21 protein-coding genes are annotated in these 26,085 nt (G+C 71.8%); 17 read left to right on the top strand and 4 right to left on the bottom strand.

All coding sequences use genetic code 11. The features are described from left to right. Positions 1-631 (bottom strand): hypothetical protein (locus tag EES43_RS30480; RefSeq protein WP_164493107.1); only part of this gene is annotated, 631 nt, incomplete at its 3' end. Between the two features lie 442 nt (positions 632-1,073). Here EES43_RS30480 and EES43_RS02875 point away from each other — a divergent pair. Then, positions 1,074-1,943, top strand: a complete 870-nt coding sequence (locus tag EES43_RS02875; RefSeq protein ID WP_124267197.1) for an alpha/beta fold hydrolase — start codon at positions 1,074-1,076, stop codon at positions 1,941-1,943. Positions 1,944-2,064: 121 nt separating this feature from the next. Here the strand turns inward: EES43_RS02875 and EES43_RS02870 are convergent, their stop codons facing one another. After that, the gene (locus tag EES43_RS02870; RefSeq protein ID WP_124267196.1) at positions 2,065-2,652 is read right to left on the bottom strand and encodes a sigma-70 family RNA polymerase sigma factor; all 588 of its coding nucleotides are present in this window, start codon (positions 2,650-2,652) and stop codon (positions 2,065-2,067) included. A 136-nt stretch (positions 2,653-2,788) separates the two neighbouring features. Further along, positions 2,789-3,565 (bottom strand): hypothetical protein, encoded by a 777-nt coding sequence (locus tag EES43_RS02865; protein WP_124267195.1) that lies wholly within the window; start codon positions 3,563-3,565, stop codon positions 2,789-2,791. Between the two features lie 256 nt (positions 3,566-3,821). Here EES43_RS02865 and EES43_RS02860 point away from each other — a divergent pair, with 256 nt between their 5' ends. The 14 genes from EES43_RS02860 to EES43_RS02795 all read left to right on the top strand — a co-directional run bounded on the left by EES43_RS02860 (position 3,822) and on the right by EES43_RS02795 (position 20,791). After that, on the top strand, positions 3,822-4,055 hold the full coding sequence (locus tag EES43_RS02860; protein WP_241192319.1) for a hypothetical protein: 234 nt from the start codon (positions 3,822-3,824) through the stop codon (positions 4,053-4,055). After that, a complete protein-coding gene (locus EES43_RS02855; protein ID WP_277426049.1) occupies positions 4,052-6,340 on the top strand; it encodes a heavy metal translocating P-type ATPase in 2,289 nt (762 codons plus the stop codon). The genes EES43_RS02860 and EES43_RS02855 overlap by 4 nt, the downstream gene beginning before the upstream one ends. Positions 6,341-6,422: 82 nt before the next feature. Next, positions 6,423-6,959 (top strand): copper chaperone PCu(A)C, encoded by a 537-nt coding sequence (locus EES43_RS02850; protein ID WP_124267194.1) that lies wholly within the window; start codon positions 6,423-6,425, stop codon positions 6,957-6,959. 249 nt (positions 6,960-7,208) lie between these two features. Further along, positions 7,209-7,964, top strand: coding sequence for an aspartyl/asparaginyl beta-hydroxylase domain-containing protein (locus EES43_RS02845; protein ID WP_124267193.1), 756 nt, complete (start codon positions 7,209-7,211; stop codon positions 7,962-7,964). After that, entirely contained in the window at positions 7,961-9,364 is a 1,404-nt protein-coding gene (locus tag EES43_RS02840; RefSeq protein ID WP_124267192.1) for an MFS transporter, read from the top strand. The genes EES43_RS02845 and EES43_RS02840 overlap by 4 nt, the downstream gene beginning before the upstream one ends. Positions 9,365-9,494: 130 nt before the next feature. Further along, positions 9,495-10,385, top strand: coding sequence for a (3R)-3-[(carboxymethyl)amino]fatty acid oxygenase/decarboxylase (locus EES43_RS02835; RefSeq protein ID WP_124267191.1), 891 nt, complete (start codon positions 9,495-9,497; stop codon positions 10,383-10,385). Next, positions 10,382-10,930 carry a (2E)-enoyl-ACP glycyltransferase gene (locus tag EES43_RS02830; RefSeq protein WP_124267190.1) on the top strand — a complete coding sequence of 183 codons (549 nt, stop codon included), beginning with the start codon at positions 10,382-10,384 and terminating at the stop codon, positions 10,928-10,930. Before EES43_RS02835 ends, EES43_RS02830 begins: the two co-directional genes overlap by 4 nt. 46 nt (positions 10,931-10,976) lie before the next feature. Next, positions 10,977-12,614, top strand: coding sequence for a long-chain-fatty-acid--CoA ligase (locus EES43_RS02825; protein WP_124267189.1), 1,638 nt, complete (start codon positions 10,977-10,979; stop codon positions 12,612-12,614). 35 nt (positions 12,615-12,649) lie between these two features. Then, a complete protein-coding gene (locus EES43_RS02820; protein ID WP_124267188.1) occupies positions 12,650-12,910 on the top strand; it encodes a phosphopantetheine-binding protein in 261 nt (86 codons plus the stop codon). Beyond that, positions 12,897-17,318 (top strand): non-ribosomal peptide synthetase, encoded by a 4,422-nt coding sequence (locus EES43_RS02815; protein WP_124267187.1) that lies wholly within the window; start codon positions 12,897-12,899, stop codon positions 17,316-17,318. Before EES43_RS02820 ends, EES43_RS02815 begins: the two co-directional genes overlap by 14 nt. A gap of 8 nt (positions 17,319-17,326) precedes the next feature. Then, positions 17,327-18,361, top strand: coding sequence for an ABC transporter substrate-binding protein (locus tag EES43_RS02810; RefSeq protein ID WP_124267186.1), 1,035 nt, complete (start codon positions 17,327-17,329; stop codon positions 18,359-18,361). A 56-nt stretch (positions 18,362-18,417) separates the two neighbouring features. Beyond that, positions 18,418-19,383: a FecCD family ABC transporter permease gene (locus tag EES43_RS02805; RefSeq protein ID WP_124267185.1), complete on the top strand. Its 966-nt coding sequence runs from the start codon at positions 18,418-18,420 to the stop codon at positions 19,381-19,383. Beyond that, the gene (locus EES43_RS02800; protein WP_124267184.1) at positions 19,380-20,174 is read left to right on the top strand and encodes an ABC transporter ATP-binding protein; all 795 of its coding nucleotides are present in this window, start codon (positions 19,380-19,382) and stop codon (positions 20,172-20,174) included. The genes EES43_RS02805 and EES43_RS02800 overlap by 4 nt, the downstream gene beginning before the upstream one ends. A gap of 119 nt (positions 20,175-20,293) precedes the next feature. Continuing rightward, positions 20,294-20,791: a cupin domain-containing protein gene (locus EES43_RS02795; RefSeq protein WP_241192318.1), complete on the top strand. Its 498-nt coding sequence runs from the start codon at positions 20,294-20,296 to the stop codon at positions 20,789-20,791. A gap of 130 nt (positions 20,792-20,921) precedes the next feature. Here EES43_RS02795 and EES43_RS02790 read toward each other — a convergent pair whose 3' ends face one another. Beyond that, positions 20,922-24,182, bottom strand: coding sequence for a BTAD domain-containing putative transcriptional regulator (locus tag EES43_RS02790; RefSeq protein WP_241192317.1), 3,261 nt, complete (start codon positions 24,180-24,182; stop codon positions 20,922-20,924). 675 nt (positions 24,183-24,857) lie between these two features. Between EES43_RS02790 and EES43_RS02785 the strand changes: the two genes are divergently transcribed. Continuing rightward, positions 24,858-25,811: an ACP S-malonyltransferase gene (locus EES43_RS02785; protein WP_241192316.1), complete on the top strand. Its 954-nt coding sequence runs from the start codon at positions 24,858-24,860 to the stop codon at positions 25,809-25,811. Between the two features lie 3 nt (positions 25,812-25,814). Continuing rightward, entirely contained in the window at positions 25,815-26,072 is a 258-nt protein-coding gene (locus EES43_RS02780; RefSeq protein WP_124267182.1) for an acyl carrier protein, read from the top strand. Positions 26,073-26,085 lie beyond the last annotated feature (13 nt).

Below are 26,085 nucleotides of genomic sequence, written 5' to 3'. Positions count from 1 at the left end.
CTCGCGTCGTGCCCCCGGTCGGGTCCGCCACCGAGGCCACCCGTCCCTGCGCCAACGTCAGTACCGTCTCGGGCGCCTCGGCCTGGCCCCACCGCTTGGGCGAGGTGAAGGTGATCGTCGACCCGACGTACGTCACCGTCAGCTTCGAGCCCCATCCACCGGTCACGGACTCCAGGCGGTGCTGATTGTTGACGACTTTCCACACCAGCTTCGTCGTATGACCGAACCGGTCCTCCGTAGCCACCAGGTCACCCCCGGTGTCGAAGAACTGCTTCGACCCGTTCTTCAACGACTCCAGCACATACGCATGCTCCACCGGCCCCGTGCCCTGGCGTACGGAGAACTTCACGTCCTTCAGCTTGTAGCCCTTGAGCCCCGACTCCGCCGACGCGTCCATCACGTGCTCACCCGACGGTAGAACGACCGTCCCCCGCTCCACGTCCACGAACGACAGGCCCAAGGACATCCCCGCGCCCAGACCGAAGCGGTTCACGCCGGCCGCCGCCGAACGCTGCGAGAACTGGGCCTTCACCGTCAGCCCCGATCCCGCCTGACCGGTCACCCCGCCCAGCACCGGAGAGAACCTGACCTCGCCGGTCCGCTCGTCCACGGCGCCCCCCAGCGACGACATCGCCGCCGACGCACCGCTCGAAGCCCCCGAGCTCTCCGGAGCACCCCATGCCGGACTCGCCCCCATCGCCCAGGGCAATGACACCCCCAGCGCCATGGAGACACAGGAGGCGATCACACGTCGCAGTACCGTGCTCGCTTTCTGTGAAGGCATGCCCTACCCAACCGTCGACTCAGCTCAGTCAAACGCCTGTCGTACGGTTCGTACCTGGGGAAAAACACCAGGCTGCGAGAGACCGGCGTCAAGGTGCTTTTGGCGACCGCCCACCCGCGGACGGCCCTCCAGGAGTACGCACGGCCACGGCTTCCTGCCCGACGGTGTCCGCCTGGCGCCACCCGGACGGCGGGGGTCCTCACTCTCCCGCCCGGGTGGGCGGGCGCGGTGGGCGGCGGCGGGCGACGCTGAGGCGACAGCCTTCCTCCCAGCAGAAGAGAGACCTCTCATGGCTGTGTCCCGACCCCCCTCCCGCGTCCGGCGCCGCACGGTGCGCGCGACCACCCTCTCCCTGGCGCTGACCGGGGCGATACTCGCCACAGGGCCCGCGATCGCCGGCGGCGACCCGTCCGGCAGCGGGAACCCCCAGCCCGCCGGCCGCGGTGCGAAGCCGACGGTGGTGCTGGTCCACGGCGCGTTCGCGGACGCGTCCGGCTGGAACGGTGTGGCCGGGCGCCTCATGGACCGGGGGTACGAGGTCGTCGCCCCGCCCAATCCCCTGCGCGGTGTGCTCGGCGACTCCGCGTACGTCGCGTCGATCCTGAAATCGATCAAGGGCCCCATCGTGCTCGCGGGCCACTCGTACGGCGGCGCGGTCATCAGCCAGGCGGCGGCCGGGAACAAGAACGTCAAGGCACTGGTGTACGTGTCGGCGTTCATGCCGGACGTGGGCGAGAGCCCCGCCTCGCTGTCCGCGAAGTTCACCGGCAGCGAGCTCGCTCCCGCCCTCAGACCGGTCCCGTACACGGACGGTACGACCAGCGGTACCGACCTCTACATCCAGAACGACAAGTTCCACGCCGTGTTCGCCGCCGACCTGCCACAGGCGCGGGCCAGACTGATGGCGATCGAGCAACGTCCTGTCGCCCAGGCCGGATTCGGTCAGAAGGCGACCGCCGCCGCGTGGAAGAAGATCCCGTCCTGGTTCGTCGTCGCCAGGAACGACAAGGCCATCGCCCCGAACCTCGAACGCTTCGAGGCCAGACGCGCCAAGTCGCACACCGTCGAGGTCGATTCCTCGCACGTCGCGATGATCTCCCACCCGGATCTCGTCACCGACCAGATCCGCGCCGCCGCCCACGCCACAGCCGGCCGCTGAGGGCTGTCCCGCAAGAGGTCCCTCTCCTCTCAGGCACCCGCGAACCGGCGGTCGTGACGCGGCTGCTCGGGGCACAGGCGTTCGCCCCGAGCAGCCGCGGACCCGACCGGATCTCCGTACGTCAGCCGGCCAGAACCGGCCGCGCCTGCTCTTCGAGCATCGCGGTGAGCATCGTCCGGGCGCGCGAGACCCTGGACCTGATCGTGCCCACGGGGCATGAGCTGGTGCGGGCCGCGTCGTCGTACGGCAGGTCCAGCACCTGCGTCAGGACGAACGCCTCGCGGCGGTCGTCGGGCAGCGATTCCACGAGCTCCATCAGGGCGATTCCCTCGTCGAAGCCGGGCAGGCCCCTCGGCTGGCTGCGCTCCGCGGCGTACTGCCAGTCGGAGGTGTCGGCGAGCCGAGGCCGGGAAGCCGCGCGCCGGATGCTGTCGACGACGGTTCGCCGAGCGATGCTCAGCAGCCAGGCGCGCGCCGATCCGCGGCCCTCGAAGAGGTGGACCGTGCCCATGGCCCGCAGGAAGGTCTCCTGCACCAGGTCGTCGGCCAGCTGGGCGTCGTCGGCGAGACAGGCCACGTAGCGCCGCACGTCGTTGTGGAGCGCGAGGAAGACGCGCTCGAAGGCGTCGGCGTCGCCGGATGCGGCGTCGACGGCCCATGCGGTGACATCGTCCTCCGTCACCGCACGGTTTCTCAGGGCAGGGAGCATCGGAACTGCGGTTCCTTCCGGGAATCCCGGACAGGGCTCGGTACATGGGCACGTGTCCGGGAAAGCAGAGACTCGCCCGCACCATGTGCGCGGGCTGACGTCGGCGGCGGGGCCCGCGGCCGACGTGATCCGGCTGTCAGCTGACAGCGGTCTCCCACGGAGGTCCCCGGGTGACGAGCGTGTGCACGAGGAACCGCCGGCGGGGTCGCCCGCCGGAGCGGTCGACGGGAGGCGCGGGCGGCACGGACGGAAGGGGCCGCACCACGCGGAGCAGGGCCAGGGGAACGCGGACACGGTCCGCCAGGGCCCCGAGGATCTGGAAGGCCGCGCGCTCACCACGGGCGAGCCACAGTCCGCACAGCAGGGCGGCGATCGCATGCGCCGCGAGCATGCCCCAGGAGGCGGTGCCGGTCATCGCCCCCATGTCGTGGGCGGGCTGCACCGCCTGGGCGCTGTGCGACGCGTGCCCGAGGGCGGCGATGGCGGAGGACCCGCCTTCGAGCGGAGGAAGCGGCATGCTGTCGGTGAGTCCGGCCTGCTCGGCCACGTCGTAGGCGCGCGCCGCCGCGCGGGCGTCCTGGTGAGGGCCGCAGAGCAGAGCGTTCGCCCACCGCGCCGCCAGGGCGGAACCGCCGTCCAGGCCGGGGCGGGACTCCCGCGCCGTCTGGATCAGTGTGAAGGTTCCGTGCAGGGCCGCCTGCGCGGCGACCGTCAGGGCGACGACCGTGACCTGGCCCCGTTCCCTGCCCGCGACGAGCCACGCCGGCGCGCCGACGCCGGCCGTACACAGGACCAGGGCCCACCAGGGCAGCGACTCGCCCGACATGAGGACGTGACCGCAGGCAGCCACCGCCACGCACACGACCGCGAACAACGCGGACCGCGCGGCGCGAAACCGCCACCCCATCGACATGACACCCGATCCTGACATTCCCCGCGAGGGCACCTCCATGCCGGGTCCGGCGTCGGTGCCGGGTTTCCCGCCCCCTGCGCATGAGCAGTCGTACGGCGGCCTCTTCCGGTTCCCGCCGTCACCCGATCGGGGCTTGTGACGCCGTTCACTCCGCGGCCCGGGAACTCCCCGCCCGACGCGTGCGACTTCTGGACCGCCACGAGCTGTTCCCGCCACGGCTCGCGTCGAGAAAGCCGAGAACGTGGAGGAACGCCCTGTGGACCCGTCGTCAGATCCCGCCGACCGGGCAACGATCGCCCGGTTCGTCCCGCCGCCGGCGCTGTGCGGCTTCCTGCTGCTCCTCGGCGCGCTCTTCGCGGGCGCCTATGCCGTGGGGGCCGCGGTGGGGCCGGTCGCGCCCGGCATGCACGGTCCCGCCGTCACCGGCGGCTCACCGGACGGCGAAGGCGACGGGGACATGCCCATGAACCACGGAGGCGGACACCGGTGACGGCTGATGCGGCAACCGCCGCGGTGGTGACGGACATCGCCGTCGGAGGCATGACGTGCGCGGCGTGCGTCCGGCGGGTCGAACGCAAGCTCGGCAAGCTGGAGGGCGTCGCGGCGGAGGTGAACCTGGCCACCGGCCGGGCCCGCGTCAGCCATCCCGCAGCGGTCACGGCCCACGAGCTGACCGCGGCCGTGGAGGCCGCGGGGTACACGGCAGAGCTGGTGGCGCCCCCGACGGAGGAGACGCCCGCGCGCGGCGAAGACCCCGCGGAGGCCGCCGCCGGCGAGGAGCGCGAGCGGCTCGTGATCACCGCGGCGCTCTCCCTGCCCGTCCTGGTGCTGTCGATGGCCCCCGCCCTGCAGTTCGACAACTGGCAGTGGCTGTGCTTCGCCCTGGCCGCACCGGTCGCCGCCTGGGGGGCCTGGCCCTTCCACCGGCGAGCGCTGAGCGGGCTGCGCCACGCCGCCGCGACCATGGACACCCTGGTCTCCCTCGGCGTCGTGGCGTCCTTCTGCTGGTCGGCGTACGCGCTGTTCCTGGGCGGGGCGGGCGAACCGGGCATGCGTATGCCCTTCAGCCTGGTGCCCTCGTCCTCCGGCGGGGTCGCGCACGTCTACCTCGAAGCCACCGTGGGCGTACCGCTGTTCGTTCTCGCGGGCCGGTTCCTGGAGGGCCGGGCGCGTCGCGGAACCGGTGCGGCGCTGCGGTCGCTCGCCCGGCTCGCCGCGAAGGAGGTGACCGTCCGCCGCCAGGGCTCGGACGTACTGCTCCCGATCGAACGGCTCCGGGTCGCTGACGTGTTCGTGGTGCGCCCCGGTGAACGCGTCGCCACCGACGGCGTGGTCGCCGAGGGCAGTTCCGCCGTCGACCTGTCCCTGGTCACCGGCGAGTCCGAGCCCGTCGAGGTCGGCCCGGAAGCGACCGTGACCGGGGGATCCGTCAACGTGGGCGGCCTGATCCTGGTCCGCGCCACGGCGGTCGGAGCCGACACACAGCTCGCCCGCATCACCAAGCTCGTGACGGACGCCCAGGCGGGCAAGGCGCGCGCACAGCGGCTGGCCGACACGGTCGCGGGCGTCTTCGTCCCGGTCGTCCTGGCTCTCGCCGCCACGACGCTCGGCTTCTGGCTCGGCGCGGACGCCGATCCGCAGGCCGCGATCACCGCCGCCGTGGCGGTCCTCGTCGTCGCCTGCCCGTGCGCCCTGGGCCTCGCCACGCCGACGGCTCTGATGGCGGCCACCGGGCGCGGCGCAGCCCTGGGCGTCCTCGTGAGCGGTCCGCAGGCGCTGGAAGGACTCCAGCATGTCGACACGGTGGTGCTCGACAAGACCGGCACCCTCACCTCCGGCCGAATGAGCGTGGGACGGGTCACGGGCGTGCCCGGCGGACTCGACGCCGACGAAGCCCTCCGCCTCGCGGGCGCCGTGGAACAGGGCTCGGAACATCCGCTGGGCCGGGCGATCACCGCCCACGCGCGGCGCGTGACGGGGGGCGGCCCCCTTTCCGACGTGTCCGCGTTCCACGCCGCCGCAGGGCACGGAGTCCACGGAACGGTGGAGGGCCGCGCGGTGGACGTGCTCGCACCCGACGGCGCGGATCTGCCCGCGTCCCTGCGGACCGCCCGGGAGCGGGCGGACGCGTCGGCCCGTACCGCCGTCCTGGTCCGCGTGGACGGTACGGCCGCCGCGCTCATCGAGGTGGCCGACCTCGTACGCCCCGGCAGCTACCGCGCCGTCGACCGCCTGCGCAGGCTCGGTGTACGGCCCGTACTGGCCACCGGCGACCGGGCCGCGGTCGCGCGGGCGGTGGCCGAGGACCTGGGCATCGCCGAGGTCCATACCCGCTGTACGCCCGAGGACAAGGCCGAACTCGTGCGCAGGCTCCGGTCCGAGGGCAGGTGCGTCGCCGTCGTCGGCGACGGTGTCAACGACGCCGCCGCACTCGCGGGCGCGGACCTGGGCATCGCGATGGGCACCGGGACCGATGCGGCGATCGGGGCCGCCGACGTCACCCTCGTACGCAGCGACATCGAGGCCCTGGCGGACGCGGTGCGGCTGGCCCGCCACACCCTGGGCACCATCCGCGTCAACCTCGTGTGGGCCTTCGGCTACAACGCCGTGACCATGCCGCTCGCCATGGTCGGCCTGCTCAACCCCATGGTCGCCGCCGTCGCCATGTCCCTCAGCTCGGTGCTCGTCGTCGCCAACAGCCTGCGGCTGCGCACCTGGCGGCCGTCGCCGGCGCGGCAGCCCCGGGCCGGCTCCGCGGCGCGGGGCGTCCGGTGACGCGTCCGCCCGGTGCGGCGGCCACGACGGCCGCCGCCGCAACCGCCGTTCCCTCTCCCTCGTCTCAGTGGAGCCTGCGCTCATGAAGAACACCTACCGGCGGCCCGGACTCCGCCGCCTCCGACGTACACGGGAAGCGCTCGGCACCGGAGCGGTCGCCGCGGTCGCCTCCGTCGTCGCCCTCGGCGGCCTCGCCGTGTGGACGGCCGCCGGATACGCGGGCAGCCCGGCGAGAATCGAGGTGCGGGAGTCCCGGGTGCTCCTTCCGGTGATTCCCGGGCGCAAGACCAACGCCTACTTCCGGATCGTCAACACCGGCGGAGCACCGGACCGGCTCCGTTCGGTCAGTTCCCGCTCCGTGGTGTCCGATATCGAACTGACCGTCCACCGTATGAACACGCGATCCGGCGCCTACCGCGAACGAAGAGGGGCCGTCGGTGTTCCGGCGTACGGGGAGGTCGTCATGTCCCCGTACGGAACGGCCGTGACCCTGCCCGCAGGCGAGACGTGGCGGCCCGGCGACCGGATCGCGTTCACTCTCGACTTCGAACGGACCGGCCGCGTCACCGTAGACGCCGTCGTCAGGCCGGTCACTCTGGGCAGCGGCAGCGCCCCCTGAAGCCCTCGCCGCGACCCTCACCGTGGCGGCGGCGCCCTCCCCGTGCCGTGGCGCACCCGGAGACGACGGCCTGCCCCGGGCCAGCCGCACAGGTCGGATTTCTCCGGCCATGGCGGGAACTCGGACGGGTGACGGTTCGACTCTTGATACGAAGCGGCGCTCACACCCGTGGGAGCGCCGCCACCGCGGGGAACGCCGAGCGGACACGCACCCGGCGCCCTCCATGTCAGCAGAGTGGGAGAGGAAACCGTGACGCCGTCGACGGACGAACGGTTCGCAGCGATACGGGACGAGTTCGGGCCGGACTCGCTCGCGCGGGTGGAGGAGATGATCGCGCCGGGCGGAATGCCCCGGCATCCGCTCCAGGCCGGCGCGAAGTGGATCCTGCCGGGTATTTCGCAGAAGCCCTGGCACGACCCCCGGAGCGATCCGGGCATCGCCTCGCTGGCCGACGCGCTGGAGGGCGCCCACGCCTCGATCGCATCGGAGCACGAGAGCGCCTGGCGGACGAACCGCACGGCCTTCTCCGACTACGAGCACTATCTGACCCGCCAGGACGACTGGCAGTCGCTCCACCTCTACCGGGACGGAGCGCTCATCGAGGACTCCGCCTCGGCCGCCCCCACCGCCTACGGCATCATCGAGGACGTCGCCGTCGGGAACGAACTGATCTGCCCCCTGCTGGAAAGCCACTTCTCGACCCTGCTCCCGGGTTCCCGCATCGCTCCCCACTGCGACCTCTGGAACTTCAGCATCAACCTCCACTTCGCCGTCGACATCCCTGACGACTGCGACCTCACCGTGGCGGGGGAGACGCGCACCTGGGAGGAGGGCCGCTGCCTGCTCTTCGACTACTCCTTCGAGCACAGCGCGCAGAACCGCGGCACCCGGCCGCGAACCTGCCTTCTCGTCGACCTCTGGCATCCGGAGACGACCATCCCCGAGCGGCAGGCGCTGACCGTCCTGGTGACGCGGGTACGACAGCTGATGGGGGAGGGACGATGACCGCGACCGCCGCCGAGGACCCTGCGGCGGAGCGACGCCTCGGATTCCCGGTGCTCGTTCTGGCGTCGGCGCAGCTCGTCATCTCGCTCGACTACAGCATCGTCTACGTGGCCCTGCCCGACATCGGCGCGGGCCTCGGCTTCTCGGACCACGACCTCCAGTGGGTGGTGAGCGCCTACGTCGTCACCACCGGCGGTTTCCTCCTCCTCGGCGGGCGCGCGGCGGACCTTCTGGGACGCCGGAGGATGTTCGTCCTCGCCACGGCGGTCTACGCGCTCGCCTCGCTGGTCGGCGGCCTCGCGCAGTCTCCCTGGGTCCTGCTCGCGGTACGCGCCGCCCAGGGAGTCGGCGGCTCCCTGCTGTTCCCGGCCACGCTGTCGCTCATCAACACCACGTACGCCGAAGGGCCGGTGCGCAACCGGGCGCTCGCGCTCTGGGGCGCGGCCGGCGCGGGCGGACTCTGCTTCGGCTCGCTCCTCGGCGGTGTGCTGGTCCACGGGTACGGCTGGCCGTCGGTGTTCCTGGTCAACGTGCCGATAGCCCTGGCGCTCGCCGTCCTCGGCCGGGTGCTGTTCGCCGCGGACCCGCCCCGGGACCGTACGCGGCGCTTCGACGTCGCGGGAGCGCTCACGGCCACCGCCGGACTCACGCTGCTCGTCCTGCTGCTGGTGTACGCCCCCGCGGCGGGCTGGACCCGGCCCGCGGCCCTGGCGGCCGGCACGGCGGGTGTGCTCTGCCTCGCCGCCTTCTGCGTCATCGAGGCGCGTGCGCGCGATCCGCTGATGCCCGTCCGGCTCCTCCGCCACCGCGGACTGGTCGCGGCGGTCGCGGTGGCGGCTCTGTTCAGCGCCACGTTCAGCTCTCTCCCGTACTTCCTGACCCTCTACTTCCAGTCGGTCCGCGGCTACGACGCGTTCGTCACCGGGCTGTGCTTCCTCGTGCCGGCGGTCGTCGTCGCGGCCGGCACTCAGGTGGGGGCCCGTGCCGTGGCGCTGCTCGGCATGCGGCGGCTGCTGGCCGGAGGGCTCGCGCTCGGGGCGGCCGGAGCACTCTCCCTGGTGCCGGGTGTGGCCGCGAACGGCTCGTATCCGGCGCTGCTGCCGGGCATCGTGCTGATGGGCGTCGGGCAGGGCGCCGTCTGGACGGCCGTCTGGATCGCCGCCGCCTCCGGGGTCCCGCCGGGCGACCAGGGCATCGCCTCCGGGATCGCGTCCACGGCCCTCCAGGTGGGAGGCGCCGTCGGCCTCGCCCTGCTCGTCGCGGCGGCTTCCGGCATCGGGCAGGAGTCGTCCGTCCCGACTCTCGTCGACGGCGTCCGGACGGCGCTGCTGCTCATCTCGGCGGCGCTGACGCTCGGTTCGCTCGCTGCCCTGGCGATCCGCCGCGGAGCCACCGCGTAGAGGCTCCGTCCGCCCCGGAGCCTTCTCGCGAACAACCCGGGGCCACCTCGTGAACACCCCGGGCCGCCCCGTGACCATCTCTCCCCACCCGCCCCACCTACCTCGCCACCGGAACAGAAGGAGCAGCACCATGCGCATCACCGACCACGCCGGCCACCCCCTCGGAGCGTCCGTCGAGGGCTTCGACCACACCGCGGCTTCGGACGACGACGTCGCGGCCCTCAAGGAGACCGTCTACCGGCGGAAGATCGTCGTCCTGAAGGGCCAGGAGCTGTCACCGCGGGCGTTCCTGGAACTGGGCCGCAGGATCGGCCGCCCGGAGACGTACTACGAGCCGATGTACCACCACCCCGAAGTGACCGAGGTGTTCGTCTCGTCGAACGTCCCGGAGGACGGGAAGCAGATCGGCGTACCCAGAACGGGCAAGTTCTGGCACGCCGACTACCAGTTCATGCCCGACCCGTTCGGGATCACGCTGATCCACCCGCAGGTGGTCCCCGCGAAGAACCGCGGCACCTACTTCATCGACATGGGAGCGGCCTACGAGAAACTGCCCGACGAGCTGAAGCACGAGATCGCCGGAACCCGGTGCCGGCACTCGGTGCGCAAGTACTTCAAGGTCCGCCCCCACGACGTCTACCGGCCGCTGTCGGAGATCGTCGAGGAGGTGGAGCGCAAGACCCCGCCCGTCGTCCAGCCGACCGTCTTCACCCACCCGATGACCGGCGAGAGGGTGCTCTACCTCAGCGAGGGCTTCACCGTCGGCATCGAGGACGAACACGGCGAACCGCTCGACGCGTCCCTCCTCCAGCGGGTCTTCGAGGCGACCGGGCAGCTCGACCGGACCTTCGAGCACGAGAACATCCACCTCCAGACGTTCGAGAAGGGCGATCTGCTCGTCTGGGACAACCGCAGCCTTATCCACTGCGCCCGGCACACCACCGCGCCCGAGCCCACTGTCTCGTTCCGCGTCACGGTGCACGACGAGCGCAAGCTGCACGAAGGGCTGGAAGCGGCATGACGGCTCCTGACGACAGCTCCGGCACCCCCCGTCCCGCGCGCCTCTTCGCCACGGATCAGGAGCTGCTGGCGCGGGTGCTCGCCCCGTACAAGGCGCACTGCCGCTATCTGCTGGCCGCGGAGGCGCACGGGCTCGACGGCGGACTGTCCCGGGTGCGGGGGACGTTCGCGATACCCGAGTCCTGCTACATCGACGACACCGGCCACCTGAACTCGGTGGAGGTGAACCTCGCCTACAACCAGATGATGTACTACCTCGTCGCCAAGTCGGTGAAGGAACGGCTCCTGACGGGGTTCGAGTCCTGGACCCTGGACGACTTCTGGCGCCACCAACTGCCGGACATCCTCATCGCCCGCTTCGCCGCCCGATTCCGGCGCCCGGTGAACCCTCGAAGTTTCTCCGGGGAGTTGGAGTTCCGGTCCGTCGATCTGCGTTCGCCCGGCGGCAGTCCGCTCCTCATGGCCGCGACCGCGTACCGCTACTGGGACGCCGAAGGCGGTCGCTGCGACGGCGACGCCACCCTCGCCTTCGTCAACACCGCCTGACCGCGAAGCCCGCCCCACAACGGACCGACCAGGACGGACACCTCCCATGGCCTCGCACGATTCCCCACCACCGGACTCCCACGATTCCCCGCGGCCCTCCCATGAATCCCCTCGACCCCGCACCCGGCCGCACCCCCCGCTCGCGACGCTCAACGACACCGCCAGGTTCCACGCCGGACGCCGGCCGGACACACCCGCGGTCATCTGCGAGGAGACCACCCTCACGTACGCCGCACTGCACCGGGAGAGCGACCGTGCCATGCAGGCCCTGCGCGCCGCCGGGCTCGCCGCCGGCGACCGGGTCGCCTACCTGGGCAAGGAGTCGGAGCGGTACTACGAGATCCTCTTCGCCTGCGCCAAGACCGGCACCGTCCTGGTACCGGTGAACTGGCGGCTCACCTCACCGGAGGTCGGCCACGTACTCCAGGACTCCGGCACCCGGCTCCTCTTCGTCGAGGAGGAGTTCCGGCCCGTCGTCGAGAACATGCCGACCGCGCCGCCCCGCCAGGTGATCGCACTCGACGCGGCCGGCGGCTACGACGACTGGAAGGCCGCGCACCCCGGAGACGGCGAGCCGTACGCCGCGACCCGGGACACACCCGTGGCCCAGCTCTACACCAGCGGAACCACCGGACTGCCCAAGGGCGTCGTCCTGGCGCACCGGAGCTTCTTCGCCGTCGCGGACGCCATGGCCGAGGCGGGCGTCGACTGGATCGACTGGCGGGCCGGCGACATCGCGCTCGTCGGCATCCCCGGATTCCACATCGGCGGCCTGTGGTGGGCCGCGCAGAACTTCAACGCCGGCACCACGGTCGTGGCGATGCGCGCCTTCGACGGGGCGCGGGCCGTCAGTCTGATCCACCGGCTCGGCATCACCACCGCCTGTGTGGTGCCCGCCATGCTGCGCCTGATGCTGACCCAACCGGGCGTCACCGAAGCCGACTTCGCGACGCTGCGGAAAGTCGTGTACGGCGGCTCGCCGATCTCCGAGACGCTGCTGGAACAGAGCCTGGCCGTGTTCGGCTGCGAGTTCGCCCAGATCTACGGACTGACCGAGACGGGGAACACCGCGGTGTGCCTGCCACCGGCCGCCCACGATCCGGGATCCCCGCTCATGCAGGCGGCGGGCCGCCCCTACCCCGGCGTACGGGTACGGGTGATCGACGACGAGGGCGCCCCGCTGCCGCCCGGAGCCGTCGGCGAGGTCTGCCTGTCCACACCCGCCCGCATGGTGGAGTACTGGGGGCTTGCCGACCGGACCGCCGAGACCCTGGTCGACGGCTGGATCCGCACCGGGGACGCCGGCTTCGTCGACGAGAACGGTTACGTCTTCATCCGGGACCGCATCAAGGACGCGATCCTCGTGGCCGGCGAGAACGTCTACCCGGCGGAGATCGAGAACGTGCTGGAGGCGCACCCCGGCGTGGCCGAAGCGGTGGTCGTCGGCGCGCCGGACGACCGCTGGGGCGAGTACGTCCACGCCTTCGTCGTCCCCGCCGGCACCGACGCTCCGGCCCTCCGCCCCCGCGACCTGCACACCTTCCTCACCCCCCGGCTGGCCGCGTTCAAGCTGCCCGCCCGCTACGAGTTCATCGACCGCGCCCCCCGCAACCCCAGCGGGAAGATCCTGCGCCGCGAGCTGCGCGACCGGTTCTGGACCGGACCCGGCCGCAACGTCAACTGACCACCACCGTACGCAGCGTGACGAGAGAGGCCCCCATGCCCGCTGCCCTCACCTCCGACCGGTTCCGCGCGGACCTCGCGGAACTCCTCTACCAGCAGCCCGACGAGGTCGACCTCGACGAGCACCCCGCCGCCGCCGGGCTCGACTCCCTGCGTGTCATCACGCTCGTCGAACGCTGGCGGGCGCACGGCCTCGACGTCACCTTCATCGACCTGGCCGAACAGCCCTCCTTCCGGCACTGGTGGCGGCTTCTGGACGAACGACAGGAAGAAAGGAGACGTCATGACGACGCCTGACAGCCGCCGCCCGAACCATCCGCTGCTCGGCGCGCAGGAGGGCATCTGGACCGGCCACCGGCTCGACCCCGGCAGCCCCGCCTACAACACGGCCGAGTACGTGGTCATCGAGGGCCCGGTACACGAGGAGCTGTTCGAGGCCGCGCTGCGCCGGACGGTCGACGAGACCGAGGCCCTGCACTGCGTCTACGCGTCCGACGGCGAGGGACGCCCCTGGCAGGTGGACGTCCCCGTACCCGAATGGAGCCTCCACACCGCCGACGTCTCCGGGGACGGCGACCCGCGGGCGACCGCCCTCCGCTGGATCCACGCGGACATCGCCCGCCCCGTCGACCTCACCCGCGGCCCGCTGTTCGGGCACGCCCTGTTCCGGCTCGCCGCCGACCGCTTCCTCTGGTACCACCGCGTCCACCACATCGCGCTGGACGGCTTCGGCCTCGCCCTGTTCGCGCGGCGCGCGGCCGACGTCTACACCGCCCTCGCGGCGGGGACGGCCATCGGCCCGAGCGGCTTCGGAACCCTCGCGTCGGTACGCGAGGAGGAAGCCGCCTACCGGGCGTCGCACCACTTCTCCCGCGACCGGGAACACTGGAGCCGCCGGTACGCCGACCGGCCCGCGGTGGCCACACCGGCGGCCCGCACGGCCCTGCCCGCGGCCTCCTTCCACCGGGACGCCGAAGACCTGGACCCCGGCACGGCCGCGGCGGTCCGGGCCACCGCGCGGGCCCTGTCGGTGTCCTGGTCCGAAGTCCTGCTCGCGGCCACCGCCGCCCACCTCCACCGCGCCACCGGAGCACCCGAGATCGTGCTCAGCGTCCCGGCGATGGGCCGGTTCGGCTCCGTGTCCCTGCGCGTACCCGCCATGGTCCGCAACGTCCTGCCGCTGCGGCTGGCCGTCGGCCCGCGGGACAGCCTGCGCACCCTGGTCGGCGCGGTCTCCCGCGAGGTGCGCTCCGCACTGCCCCACCAGCGCTACCGCTACGAGCAGATCCGGCGCGACCTGCGGCTGGTGGGCGCGGGACGACGGCTCTCCGGCCCCGGGGTCAACATCATGCCGTTCGCCTACGACCTCCGGTTCGCCGGACACCGCAGCTCGGTGCGGAACATCTCGGCCGGACCCGTCGACGACCTCGCCTTCAACGTGTACGACCGCTCCGAAGGCTCCCCTCCGAGCTTCGCCGTGGACGGCAACCCCGAGCTCTACACCGCCGCCGAGGTCGCAGACCACCGACGGGCCCTCTTCGGCCTGCTGACGGAGACCGCCGCCGAGCCCGACCGCCCCATCGGCACGCCTCCCGCCACCCGCGCGGCGCGCTCCACCACCCCCGTCCGCGTGCTCGACGGAGACCCGCTCCCCTCGCCACCGCGCCCCGTACTCGCCCTGATCGCCGACCACGCGGCGCGGCGCGGCGGCACGGTGGCCGTGGAGGAGGGCGACCGGCGCGTCGGGTACGCCGCACTTCTCGGCGAGGCCCGCCGCATCGCCCGGCTGCTCGCCGCCCGCGGAGTGCGGCGCGGCGGCCTGGTCGCGGTGGCGCTTCCGCGCGGCATCGACGCGGTGTCCGTCCTGCTGGGCGTCCTGGCCGCGGGAGCCGTCCACTGCCCGCTCGACCCGACGGCCCCGGCGGGCCGGACCGCCGCCCTGCTGGCCTCCGCGCGACCCGACCTCGTCGTCACCACGTCGGCGTACGCCCCGCACTTCCCGGACCACGCCGTCCTGCTGCTCGACGGCGACGCACAGGAGACTCCGCCGGCGGGCCCCGCACCGGCCGCGCCCACGGCCGACGACGCGGCCTACGTCATCCACACCTCCGGTTCCACCGGACAGCCCAAGGGCGTCGAGGTGGGGCACGCGGCGCTGGCCCACTTCGTCGCGAGCGCCGGACCGCGCTACGGACCGGACCGGGCCGACCGCGTCCTGCAGTTCGCCCCCCTGCACGTCGACACCAGCATCGAGGAGATCTTCCTGACCCTGTGCTCCGGCGCCACCCTGGTCATCAGGCCGCCGGACCTGACGGACTCGATTCCGCACTTCCTGGCGGAGTGCGGTCGCCTGCGCATCAGCGTGCTCGACCTGCCGACCGCCTACTGGCACGAGCTCGCGCTCGCCGTGTCCACCGGAGCCGCCACCCTGCCGGACACCGTGCACACCGTCGTCATCGGCGGCGAGGCCGCACTGCCCGAACGAGCCGCCCGCTGGCGCGAGGCGGTCGGCGGCGGAGTCCGGCTCCTGAACACCTACGGCCCGACCGAGGCGACCGTCGTCGCCACCGTCGCCGACCTGCACGACGCGGCGCTGGCCCCGCACGACACACCGGTGGGCCGCCCCCTGCCGGGCTGCCGGGCGGCCGTCGTGGACGGGGAGCTCTACCTGCTGGGCCCCGCCCTCGCCAACGGCTACCGCGACCGGCCGGAGGAGACCGCCGAGCGCTTCGCCCCGCTGCACCGCCTGCCCGGCTCCCCACCCGCCTACCGCACCGGCGACCGCGTGGAGCTGGGCGGGGACGGGCTGCTGCGCTACCGGGGCCGGGTGGACGACGAGTTCAAGATCAGCGGTCACCGCGTCCAGCCGGCCGAAGTGGAGAGCGCGCTGCTCGCCCACCCCGGGATCAGGGACGCCGCCGTGGTCGGCCAGGTGCTGCCCGACGGTACGCGCCGGCTCACCGCCCACCTCGTACCCGCCGGACAGCGGCCCGGCGCGGCGGCGATCCGCGACCACCTCCGGGCCCGGCTGCCCGCGCCGATGGTCCCCGCCTCCATCACGTTCCTGCCGCGCCTGCCCCGTACCGGATCGGGCAAGACGGACCGGACCGCCCTCCTCGCCGCCCTGCCCCCGCACGCGCCCGGCCCCGGAGGCGTCGCCGGCGACCCCGCCCTGGAGGCCACCGTCACCGGCGTATGGCGCCAGGTGCTCGCGGCACCTGAACTTACCCCGCACGACGACGTGTTCGCCCGGGGAGCCCACTCCCTGCACGCCATCCAGGCCGCCAACCGCCTGGCCGCGGAGCTGAACAGAGAGGTGAAGGTCGCCTGGCTCTTCCAGTACGCGACCCCTGCCGGGCTCGCCGGCCTCCTCCGCGCCGGGACCCCCGCGCCGAGCCCCGTCCACCCCGTACTGCCGCCCGCCCTGGCTGCCGACACGGTCCTCGAACCGGAGATCCGTCCCGGTGACAAGAGCGCCCCCTGGCCTCCCCGGCGTATTCTCCTGACCGGTGCGACGGGATTCGTGGGCCCGCGCCTCCTCGCCGAACTCCTCCGCTCGACGGACGCGGAGATCGTCTGCGCCGTCAGGGGCAGGAGCGCCGAAGACGCCCTGGCACGCGTCCACACCGCCCTGACCACCGCGGGCGTGGCGTTGTCCCCGGCCGAGTGCCGACGGGTCACCGCGCTCGCGGCGGACCTGGCCCGGCCGGGGCTCGGACTGCGGCAGGAGGAGCTGGCCGGACTCGGGACCGCCGTCGACGCCATCGTCCACAACGGGGCGGCGGTCGGCGTCGTCCGCGACTACCCGGCCCTCCGCCCGGCCAACACCGAATCCACCCGCTGCCTGCTGCGCCTGGCCGCCGCGCGCCGCATCCCGGTGCACTACGTGTCCACGCTCTCGGTCGGCCCTCCGCGCGCTCTGCGGGCGGAGTTCCCCGAGGCGTTCCTCGAAGCCCACGAGGGTCTGCGCTACGGCTACCAGCAGTCGAAGTGGGCCTCCGAACGCCTCCTGGAGCAAGCCCGCGAACGCGGCCTGCCCGTCACGGTGCACCGGCTGGGCCGGGTGGTCGGCCCGCTCGCCACCGGAGCGGTGAACAGCCAGGACTTCCTCTGGACCGTCCTGCGGGCCGGCGTGCCGCAGGGGATCGTGCCCGACCTCTTCACGGAGGAGACCTGGATACCGGCCGACCGCGCCGCCGCCGAGATCGTGGCGCTCGGCCCCGGCGCACCCCGCGGCCCCGGCACACGCCGCCGCGACACCGTGGTCCACCACCACGCCGGGGCCCCCGTACGGCAGGAGGACCTGCACCGCTGGCTGCGCGAGTACGGCTACCCGGTCGAGGCCGTTCCGCTGGACACCTGGCGGGAGCGGATACCCCGGCACACGCCGGACGCCGCCGCGGTCCTCGCCTTCTTCGACGCGCTGCCCCCGGCCCCCGACCGGTCGGAGGCGGACCTGCGGCTCGCGACCGTACGCGCGGACAACGTCCGGGAGGGCCTGGCCTCGGCCCACGGCCTGCTGACCTCGGAGCAACCGGCCGTCGACCGGGCCGCCTTCTTCCGGCAGCTGGACCACTGCGTGGCCACCGGCGCACTGCCCGCCCCCAAAAGGCTGTCCGCGAAGCCACGGCAGAACCCGGGAACTGGCTCCGGCCACCGCCCGACTCTTGATACGAACCCCGGTCAACGGCCGGCTTTCCGCTAGGAGCACACATGTCCACCAACCGGCTCGTCGCCATCGGACTGACAGCCGCCGTCGCCCTCACGACCGCCGGATGCGCGGAATCACCGGTCGCGTCCAGGACGGAGGCCGAACCGCCGGCCGCCTCGGCCGCCGGCTACCCGGTGACGCTGGAGAACTGCGGGGTCAAGCAGACCTTCACGAAGGCCCCCAGCAGAGTGGTCGTCATGAACGGCGCTTCCGTCGCCGAGGTCTCCACCCTGCTCGCGCTGGGCCTCAAGGACCGGATCGTCGTCAACCAGCAGAGCTACGGCAGGTCCGAAGTGCCCGGCCGCGCCGACGCCATCAAGGCCCTGCCCAAGGGCGGCATAGAACTCAACGACGCCTTCGACATCCCCCGCGAGGCGATGCTCGGCCAGAGCCCCGACCTGGTCCTGTCCACCACCGCGTACGGATTCGACGCCAAGAACGGCTTCGCCACCCGCGACCAGCTGAAGGCCGTCGGAGCCAACACCTACATCTCCCCGCAGGGCTGCGACCAGGACACGTCCCGGATGACGATCGAGGACAGCCGTACCCTGTTGCGCGACCTCGGCAAGGTCTTCGGCGTCAGCGACCGCGCCGAGAAGCTGATCGCCGCGTCGGACAAGCGCATCGCGGAGATCTCGGCGAAGGTCGAGGGCGAGGAGAAGCCCGACGTCATGGTCCTCTTCTCCAACATGACCATGGGCGGCAACGACTTCAGCTCCGTCGTCGCCAAGGGGATCTACAACGACATCCTCGCCCGGGCCGGCGGCGCCAACGCCTTCGAGTCGGCCTCCACGACCTCCTTCGCGGACCTGAGCAAGGAGAAGGTGGCCGCCGGCGACGTCGACGCCCTCGTCGTCATCAGCTACAACGACCCCGACCCGACGGCGTACGCCGAGAAGCTGCTCAAGGAGTTCCCCCAGTGGTCGGCGGCGAAGAACGACGCGTACGTGGTGCTGTCCGACTCGATCTACCTCGGACCGAGCAACGACGTGGCCGTGGAGAAGATCGCCAGGACGCTCCACCCCGACGCGCTCTGACCGGACCGCGCCTCTCGCTCGGCGTCGCCGTCCTGCTCGCCGCGCTGCTCGCCGCCATGATCACGGCGATCAGCATCGGCGCGGTCACCGTACCGGTGGCGGACGTCTGGAGCATCGTGGCCCGTCACCTGACCGGCCGCGGTGCCGCCGCCGACCCCGCGCTGGACCAGATCGTATGGAGCTTCCGCACGCCCCGGGTACTCCTCGCGGCCCTCGCGGGAGCCGGCCTGGCAGTGGCCGGAGCCGTCCTCCAGACACTGGTCTCCAACCCCCTGGCCGACCCCACCGTGCTCGGCTTCTCCTACGGGTCCTCCCTCGGCGCGGTCCTGGTCATCACCCTCGGCGGGATCGGGATCGGCGGAGTGGGCGTCGCGGGGGCCGCGTTCCTCGGCGCTCTCGCCACCGGAGCGGTGGTCTTCGCCCTCGGACGCCGTCGCGGACGCCTGGCCCCGACGCGCCTGGTACTGGCCGGAGTCGCGGTCGGCTACGTCCTGCTCTCGGCGACGAGCTTCGTACAGCTCTGGGCGACACCCACCGAACTGCGGACGGTGATGTTCTGGATGCTGGGCAGCGTCGCCGGAGCCCAGTGGGACCAACTCCCCGTCGTCGCGACCGTGGTACTGACCTGCACCGCCCTGCTCGGCCTGTTCGGGCGGCAGTTGAACGCCGTCCTGGCCGGCGACGAGTCAGCGACCGCACTCGGCGTGGACGTCAACCGCCTGCGCGCCGTCCTGCTCGTCATCACCGCGCTGCTCACCGGCTCGGTCATCGCGGTGGCCGGCGGCATCGGCTTCGTCGGACTGATGATCCCCCACCTCGTACGCCTCACCACCGGCGCGGACCACCGACGCCTGCTGCCGCTCACCGCCCTGCTCGGAGCCCTCTACCTCGTGCTCGTCGACCTCCTCTCCCGCACCGTCATCCGCCCCAACGAACTGCCGCTGGGCATCCTCACCGCCCTGCTCGGCGCGCCGTTCTTCGTCTGGCTGCTGCGACGCGACAAGGGGTTGGACGCCGTATGAGGCTCACCGTCGACCAGGTGCACGTCGAGCTGGACGGTACGCCCGTCCTCCACGGGGTCGACCTCGATGTCTGGCCCGGAACGGTCGTCGGCCTCGTCGGCCCCAACGGCAGCGGCAAGTCCACCCTGCTCCGCGCCGTCTACCGGTCGCTCCGCCCCGCCCGGGGAGTCGTCCGGGTCGGCGGCGACGACGTCTGGAGCCTCGCGCCCCGCGCCGCCGCCCGCCGCACCGCGGCCGTCCTCCAGGACCCGGCGGGCCACACCGGGGGCCTGTCGGTGACCGAGATCGTGGCACTGGGCCGCACCCCCCACCACGGCCTGATCGGACGCGAGGGCCCGCGCGACCGCCACGCCGTCGCCGAGGCGATCGACCGCTGCGGGATACGCCGCCTCGCCGAGCGGGAGTACGCCTCACTGTCCGGAGGCGAGCGCCAACGCGTCCTGCTCGCCAGGGCGTTGGCCCAGGATCCGCACCTGCTGGTCCTGGACGAACTGACCAATCACCTCGACATCCGCGCCCGGTTCGAACTGCTTGACCTGATCCGCTCGACCGGTGTGAGCACCCTGGCGGTCCTGCACGACCTCGACCTGGCCGCCCGCCTCTGCGACCTGGTCGTCGTCCTCGACCACGGAACGGTGGTGGCGGCCGGACCGGTGCTCGACACCCTCACCACCGAGGTGATGCGCCAGGTCTTCGGCGTCGAAGCCCGCACGGAACGCCACGAGGACGGCGTCGTCCGCATCGCCTACGCGGCCCGGCCCCTCGCACACCGCGTTGAGCCATGCGGATGAACCGCCGCCCCTGCCCCGTCACGCACGCCGTCTCGGACCCGTACGCGTCTCTACGCTGCGTGCGCTGTCGCGCAACACACTCTCCGAGAAGGCAGGACACCCTGGTGGAAGCGTTTCGCATGCGCGGAATCCGGCTCGCGCTGCTCTGCCTCGCCGCCGCGGCGGCCACGGCCCCGAGCGCGGCCACGGCCCCGAGCGCGGCCACCGCCACTCCGGGACATGGGGTCAGCGCGGTCGAACTCGCGGCAGGCGTGTCCCGGCAGGGAATCCGGGCCTCGCTCGACGAGCGGGCCGAGGTCACCGTGCGAGAAGTCACCATCGCCCCCGGAGGCGCGACAGGATGGCACTACCACCGCGGGCCGCTCCTCGTCGTGGTGAAGTCCGGATTCCTGACCGAGTACGTCTACGACGCGAAGAGGAACCGCTGCCGCCTCGTGGCGAACTCCCGGGGACAGTCCTTCGTCGAACCGCACGGCCCCGAGAACGTGCACATCGGCCTCAACCGAGGGGCCCGGCCCGTCGTCCTGTACGCGTCCTACATCCTTCCCGTCGGCAGCGCGCTCGCCATCGACGCTCCCGCCCCACCCCGCACCGCCCGCGACTGCCCGCGGGTGTGAACCGGCGCGCGTCGCCCTCTGCGGCACATCCGGCTGACGGTTCAGCCCACCGCGCGACGAGGTCCCGAGCCGACTTCGGGGCCTCGTCGCTCGCCGACCGGACGACGCGTCGCGGATTCGGGGCGAGCACTCATCCCCTCGGCCCCGTCGCCACCGGCATCTCCGTGCGCAGGAGCTGGTCGACCAGGTGCGTGGCGGGCAGAGCGGAGTTGAGGTACACGTACTCGCGCTGGTGCTCGACGACCGCGAGCATGGTGCGCAGGGTGTCCATGGCGCCCTCCCGCTGTTCGGCATGGTGCTGCGCCTGGGCCAGCAGGCCCAGGTGGAGCGGGAGATGGATCTTCATTCGGGACAGCCGCATTTCGGACAGCGCTCTTCTCATCTCCGGTATCCCCTCCCGATGGCCGGCGTACGTCAGGGCCCAGCCCAACGGAACGTGGAGCAATGACGTCCAGTAGGACAGCCCGTATTTGACGGACAACTCGACGCCCTCCGCGCCGAAGGAGCGAGCTGCCTCCACATCGCCCTCCCAGGCGGCCACGATCGCGTTGACGTAGAGGGCCTGGAGCCGGTCCCAGGGCCGGTCATCGCATTGCGTCAGCCTCAGGAGGCGACGGCACTGCTCGGCCGCCGTGGCGCGTTCGTTCATCAGCCAGTGGGCGAAGACGTCGTAGCTGCGGAAGCAGACGCGCGGATCGGACCGGTACGTTCCCTCCGGCAGGCGGCCCTCGCGCGCGAGCCGGTCGGACAGGTCGACACCCTGCTCGAACGCTCCCAGCGCGTCCGGCAGGTCGTCGCGGAGGTACAGCGTCACGCCCTCGCCGTACGCCGCGCCGAGTCGAGCCGTGGGATTGCCGGTGCGCTCGGCGATGGTCCTCAGCCGGGCGGACAACTGCCTCGACTCGTCGTAGCAGCCGCGGACGAGGAGCGACACGCTCAGCATCGACAGTAACGCCGGGTCGTCGGAGCAACCGGGGGGCGTGTCCAGGACGTGTCCCCGGATGATCTCCGTCTCCGCCTCGGCGTGACCGAATCCGCGTACATGGCCCAGCAGATGGACCAGTTCCCAGTGGAGTCGGGGTTCGAGGTCGCGCGGGGTCGTGCCGTCGGGCATCGAGCCGACCAGGTCGATCGCGCGGCGCAGCCACGTCCGGCGTTCTTCGGAGGCCAGGCGCGAACCCGCGTTCTCGGCTGCCCTCAGGAACCAGGGCAGCGCCCGCTCCGCGGGCATGGCGCCCTTCGCCCGCCAGGCGTGGTGGGCGATGAGATCGGTCCTCGCCGGATCGCCCTCCTCGGGCAGGCGCGGAGAGAGGGCGTCCGCGTACTCGGCGTGCAGCCGTTGGCTCTCCTCGTCCGTCAGCTCGCCGGTGAGCACCTCCTGAGCATGGGGAGGGGTGAGGCGAAGCCGTCCGGTGCGCTCCTGATCGGGGGAGAGCAGGCCGTGCCGGACCGCGGACTCCACGATCGCCATGGCGGCACTGCCGCCGGTGGCACGGCACAGCGGCTCGACCTCGATGTCGGGCGCGGCGACCGCGCACAGCCGGAGAAGCCGCAGGACCGGTTTCGGCAGCTCGGCGAACTCCTGGCGCAGCACCGTGCGCGCGCACGGAGCGACGAGGCCGAGCAGCTCGCCCGTGGCGCCGGGGTCACGCAGGTCTCGGGACTCACCGAGAAGGGAGAGCATCTGGAGGACGAAGGACGGACTGCCCCCGGCCTGGCTGTGGAGCGCTTCCACGACCCGCTGGTCGACGCCCGGACCGGCGTGCGCGTGGACCAGCGCCGTGATGTCCGGGAGCGTCAGGGCTCCGAGTCGCAGGATCTTCGTGTTCGGATCCCTGAACATCTCCGTCATCACCGCATACCGTGACGTGTCGGGCCATGCTTCCAGGTCCCAGCCGGTCAGTACGATGCTGAGGGAGTGGCCCTGGCGGCGTGTGGTCAGCAGGCGGAGCAAGTCCAGCGACGCCGTATCCGCCCAGTGCACGTCCTCCAGCAGCAGCACCAGGGGTCGCTGCGCGGCCAGGGCGAGCAGGATCTCGCAGAGCGCGTCGTGCGTCCGGAAGGCGCTCTGCGAGCTGCTCGACTCGCGGTCCTCCTCGCCGCCCTGCCCTGCCTGCCACCCGGGCAGCAGCGGTGCGAGCAGCGCGCCGAACGGCGCGGCGGCGGCCTGGAAGGCATCCGGCCGCGTCACCGACAGCCGACGGAGTATCTGGGTCCACAACCAGTACGGCGGAACTCCGTCGCCGGAGAAGCAACTGCTCTGGACCGTTTCGATGGTCTCGTCCCGAGCCTGAAGGCGTTGGACGAGCTCCATCACGAGATGGGTTTTGCCGAGTCCGGAGTAACCGAGTACACAGGCGAGATGTCCACGACCGGCCACCGTACCCACCATGGCGGCGACCAGGATTCCTAACTCCCGTTCCCGGCCTATCGGCGGCGGCACCGCGGGCTCAACCGGAGCGGGACCGGAACCGACGGGCCGGACATGTGCCGTGCGGGCCGGACCGTTCGGCTTGTCCCCTCCGTGCACCGGCCGTTCGGCCGTGGCGGCGAACGATCCCCGCGACGCGTTTTCGCGGGACATCGTTGTCCGGACGGGCCGGGCCGATTCGTCGGGTGCGAGGCGCAGATGGTCACGCGGCGCGAAGTGCGCACGCTGGTTGTCCAGTTCCTGCCTGAGAAGGGCGGTGTGGAGCCGCTGGAGATCGGCGGTCGTGTCCACACCGAATTCCTCGACCAGATAACTCCGCGTCCACTCGTACATCTCCAGCGCCTCGGCCTGCCGGCCCGACCTGAACAACGCGGTCATCAGATGGCCCACCATGCGCTCGCGGGCCGGGTGTTGGCGGATCTCCCGTTCCAGTTCGGTGACCACCTCGGCGGTCCTCCCCAGGAGGAGCCCGGCCTCGGCGGACGTTTCGAGGGCGGTGAGCCGGACCTGCTCCAGCCGGGCGCTCTCGTCGGCGAGCGGCCGGTGGGTGACGAACTCCGCATACGGGGAACCGCGCCACAGGGTGAGCGCCCGGGTGAGGCGGTCCCGTGCGGCCAGGGGATCCTGGCAGGCGAGGAAACGACGCCCGGTGGAGATGAGCTGTTCGAACCGGTAGGCGTCCACCTGGTCCGGCGCGAGCTGGAGGACGTACCCCGGGGCCTGGTAGCGCAGTACCGCCGACCTGGCGGGGCCGGCCACGGGGGCCAGCGCCCGGCGCAGGTGGGAGATATGGCTCTGCAAGGTCGCGACGGCCTGCTGGGGCCGGGCGTCCTGCCAGAGCTCCTCGATGAGCACCGTGGTGGGGACGACGCGGCCCAGTCTGATGAGGAGGAGGGCCAGGAGAGCCCGTCGGCGTGGTGGTCCGAGCGGGACGTCGTGCGACCCGAGCCGAGCCGACATGGGCCCCAGCACCTGAAGCACCGGCCCGGAAGGGAGGAGCGGTGCGGGCAGCGGCGCACCCTCAGCCTGATGCACGGACATAACTTTTTGCCCCATTCCTTCTCACGCTTGAGACGTCACCAGGAAATGCATCTTAGATCAGCGTTCTCCATCCTCGGTGCTTCTCGATGACCGTGCACACCACTGGGCGTTATAGGACTCTGCTCGCGCAGGTGTCAACGGTGCGGCGGCGGCCGGAAGAGACAGAACCGGCCACACTGCGCGGTGAATTCCCGAGAGGCGGACGGAGAGCCTTCGGCATCGCGGGGAGACCGGCCGTCACTCGTGGAACATTCAACACTTCGCGCGTTGTCGAAAAACAACTCCTCAGTTCCTGGCGGGTTTTTGGCTCATAGGGTGTGGGTGCGGGGGGAGCGAATCCGGACAGGTGGAATGGCTGGAACGCCCCGGGCGTGGTGGCGTGCCCCGACTTCCGCACCCGAAGGCGCCGCGCCGCCCCGCGATCGCCCCTGTCCCGGGGACCGTGAAGGCACGTCGGAGCACCACGAGAGGACGCGAGGTCCGGGGCGCTGTGCCTGCGGGACAGCCTTGGGGAGAGCTGCAAGCGAACGGCAAGGAAACGGACAAGGGCTCGCGCCGGCGCGTCAGCAATCCGGCCAGCGTGCAGCAAGGAGGGTGGGCCAACATGATCGAAACCGGCATGTGCCGAGTGGACTGAGCCAGCCACCCGGCCCAGATCCTGGAGGCATCACGGTGTTTGCGATTCTCTTTCCTGGTCAGGGCTCGCAGTTTCGGGGCATGGGCGCGGACGTCTTCGGCCACTATCCGGGCATCACGCGATTCGCCTGCGATCTCCTGGGCTACGACCTCCCCGCGCGCTGCCGCGACAACCAGGACGACGTGCTCTCGCGGACGGAGTGCACGCAGCCGGCCCTCTTCACCGTCAACGCGCTGCACCTGTTCGAGCGCGAGCGCCGGGAGGGCCGGCCCGCCGACTGCTACCTCGGGCACAGCCTGGGGGAGTACAACGCGCTCCTGGCCGCCGGGGTCTTCGACTTCGAGACCGGCCTCCGGATCGTCAGGAAGCGCGGCGAACTCATGGCGGCGGCCTCGGGTGGCGGAATGACGGCTGTCCTGAACACCCCGGTCGCGCACCTGCTCAAGGTGTTGGGGGAGGACGGCGTCGAGGGGGTGGACGTGGCGGCCCACAACACCGACAGCCAGGTCGTGATCGCCGGCAGCGACGGCGCGCTGCGTGCCGCCCACGCCTCTCTTCAGGAGCGGAACATCCGCTTCGCCGCGCTGCGGGTGGGCGCGGCCTTCCACTCCCGTTACATGGCGTCCGCGCGCGCCGAATTCGAGCTGTTCCTCCGCGGATTCACGTTCGCGGAGCCCGCGGTGCCCGTGATCTCCAACGCGACGGGGCGCCCCTACGAAAGGGGCACGATTCCGGAGATGCTGAGCAGGCAGATCGTCGAACCGGTTCGATGGTCCGACAGCATTCGCTATCTGCTGGCTCTCGACGCCGATTTGGAGTGCGAGGAGATAGGCGGCGACGCCCTGCTCCGCATGGTGAAGAGTATCGCGAAATCCAGTCCCCAGGAAATGCTGATGAAAAGCGGAGTGTGATACATGGAGCGAACGCAGCGCATCCAGACCATGATCGAGGATCAATTCCTCGTGGAATTCGATGGCGAGCTGACGGCCGAGAGCGATCTCTTCAAGGCCGGGGTGATCGATTCCTTCGGATATGTTCAGCTCCTGAGTTCCATCGAGAAGGACTTCTCGATCCAGCTGAAGGACGAGGACTTCCTCAAGAACATCCTCACCTCGCTGGAATCCATCGACGCCTTCGTGGCGAAGAAGATCGCCGAGCGCGACGACCGCTGAAGCAAGGAGACCC

Source organism: Streptomyces sp. ADI96-02, assembly GCF_003846185.1.
GTDB lineage: Bacteria > Actinomycetota > Actinomycetes > Streptomycetales > Streptomycetaceae > Streptomyces.
This window is presented reverse-complemented; position numbering and strand designations above follow the sequence as displayed.

Excerpts from the sequence above, each read along its gene's own strand:
- EES43_RS02875 (WP_124267197.1), top strand. The coding sequence starts at position 1,074 with ATGGCTGTGTCCCGACCCCCCTCCCGCGTCCGGCGCCGCACGGTGCGC.
- EES43_RS02870 (WP_124267196.1), bottom strand. The coding sequence starts at position 2,652 with ATGCTCCCTGCCCTGAGAAACCGTGCGGTGACGGAGGACGATGTCACC.
- EES43_RS02865 (WP_124267195.1), bottom strand. The coding sequence starts at position 3,565 with ATGTCGATGGGGTGGCGGTTTCGCGCCGCGCGGTCCGCGTTGTTCGCG.
- EES43_RS02850 (WP_124267194.1), top strand. The coding sequence starts at position 6,423 with ATGAAGAACACCTACCGGCGGCCCGGACTCCGCCGCCTCCGACGTACA.
- EES43_RS02840 (WP_124267192.1), top strand. The coding sequence starts at position 7,961 with ATGACCGCGACCGCCGCCGAGGACCCTGCGGCGGAGCGACGCCTCGGA.
- EES43_RS02835 (WP_124267191.1), top strand. The coding sequence starts at position 9,495 with ATGCGCATCACCGACCACGCCGGCCACCCCCTCGGAGCGTCCGTCGAG.
- EES43_RS02830 (WP_124267190.1), top strand. The coding sequence starts at position 10,382 with ATGACGGCTCCTGACGACAGCTCCGGCACCCCCCGTCCCGCGCGCCTC.
- EES43_RS02825 (WP_124267189.1), top strand. The coding sequence starts at position 10,977 with ATGGCCTCGCACGATTCCCCACCACCGGACTCCCACGATTCCCCGCGG.
- EES43_RS02820 (WP_124267188.1), top strand. The coding sequence starts at position 12,650 with ATGCCCGCTGCCCTCACCTCCGACCGGTTCCGCGCGGACCTCGCGGAA.
- EES43_RS02815 (WP_124267187.1), top strand. The coding sequence starts at position 12,897 with ATGACGACGCCTGACAGCCGCCGCCCGAACCATCCGCTGCTCGGCGCG.
- EES43_RS02810 (WP_124267186.1), top strand. The coding sequence starts at position 17,327 with ATGTCCACCAACCGGCTCGTCGCCATCGGACTGACAGCCGCCGTCGCC.
- EES43_RS02805 (WP_124267185.1), top strand. The coding sequence starts at position 18,418 with ATGATCACGGCGATCAGCATCGGCGCGGTCACCGTACCGGTGGCGGAC.
- EES43_RS02800 (WP_124267184.1), top strand. The coding sequence starts at position 19,380 with ATGAGGCTCACCGTCGACCAGGTGCACGTCGAGCTGGACGGTACGCCC.
- EES43_RS02795 (WP_241192318.1), top strand. The coding sequence starts at position 20,294 with ATGCGCGGAATCCGGCTCGCGCTGCTCTGCCTCGCCGCCGCGGCGGCC.
- EES43_RS02790 (WP_241192317.1), bottom strand. The coding sequence starts at position 24,182 with ATGTCGGCTCGGCTCGGGTCGCACGACGTCCCGCTCGGACCACCACGC.
- EES43_RS02780 (WP_124267182.1), top strand. The coding sequence starts at position 25,815 with ATGGAGCGAACGCAGCGCATCCAGACCATGATCGAGGATCAATTCCTC.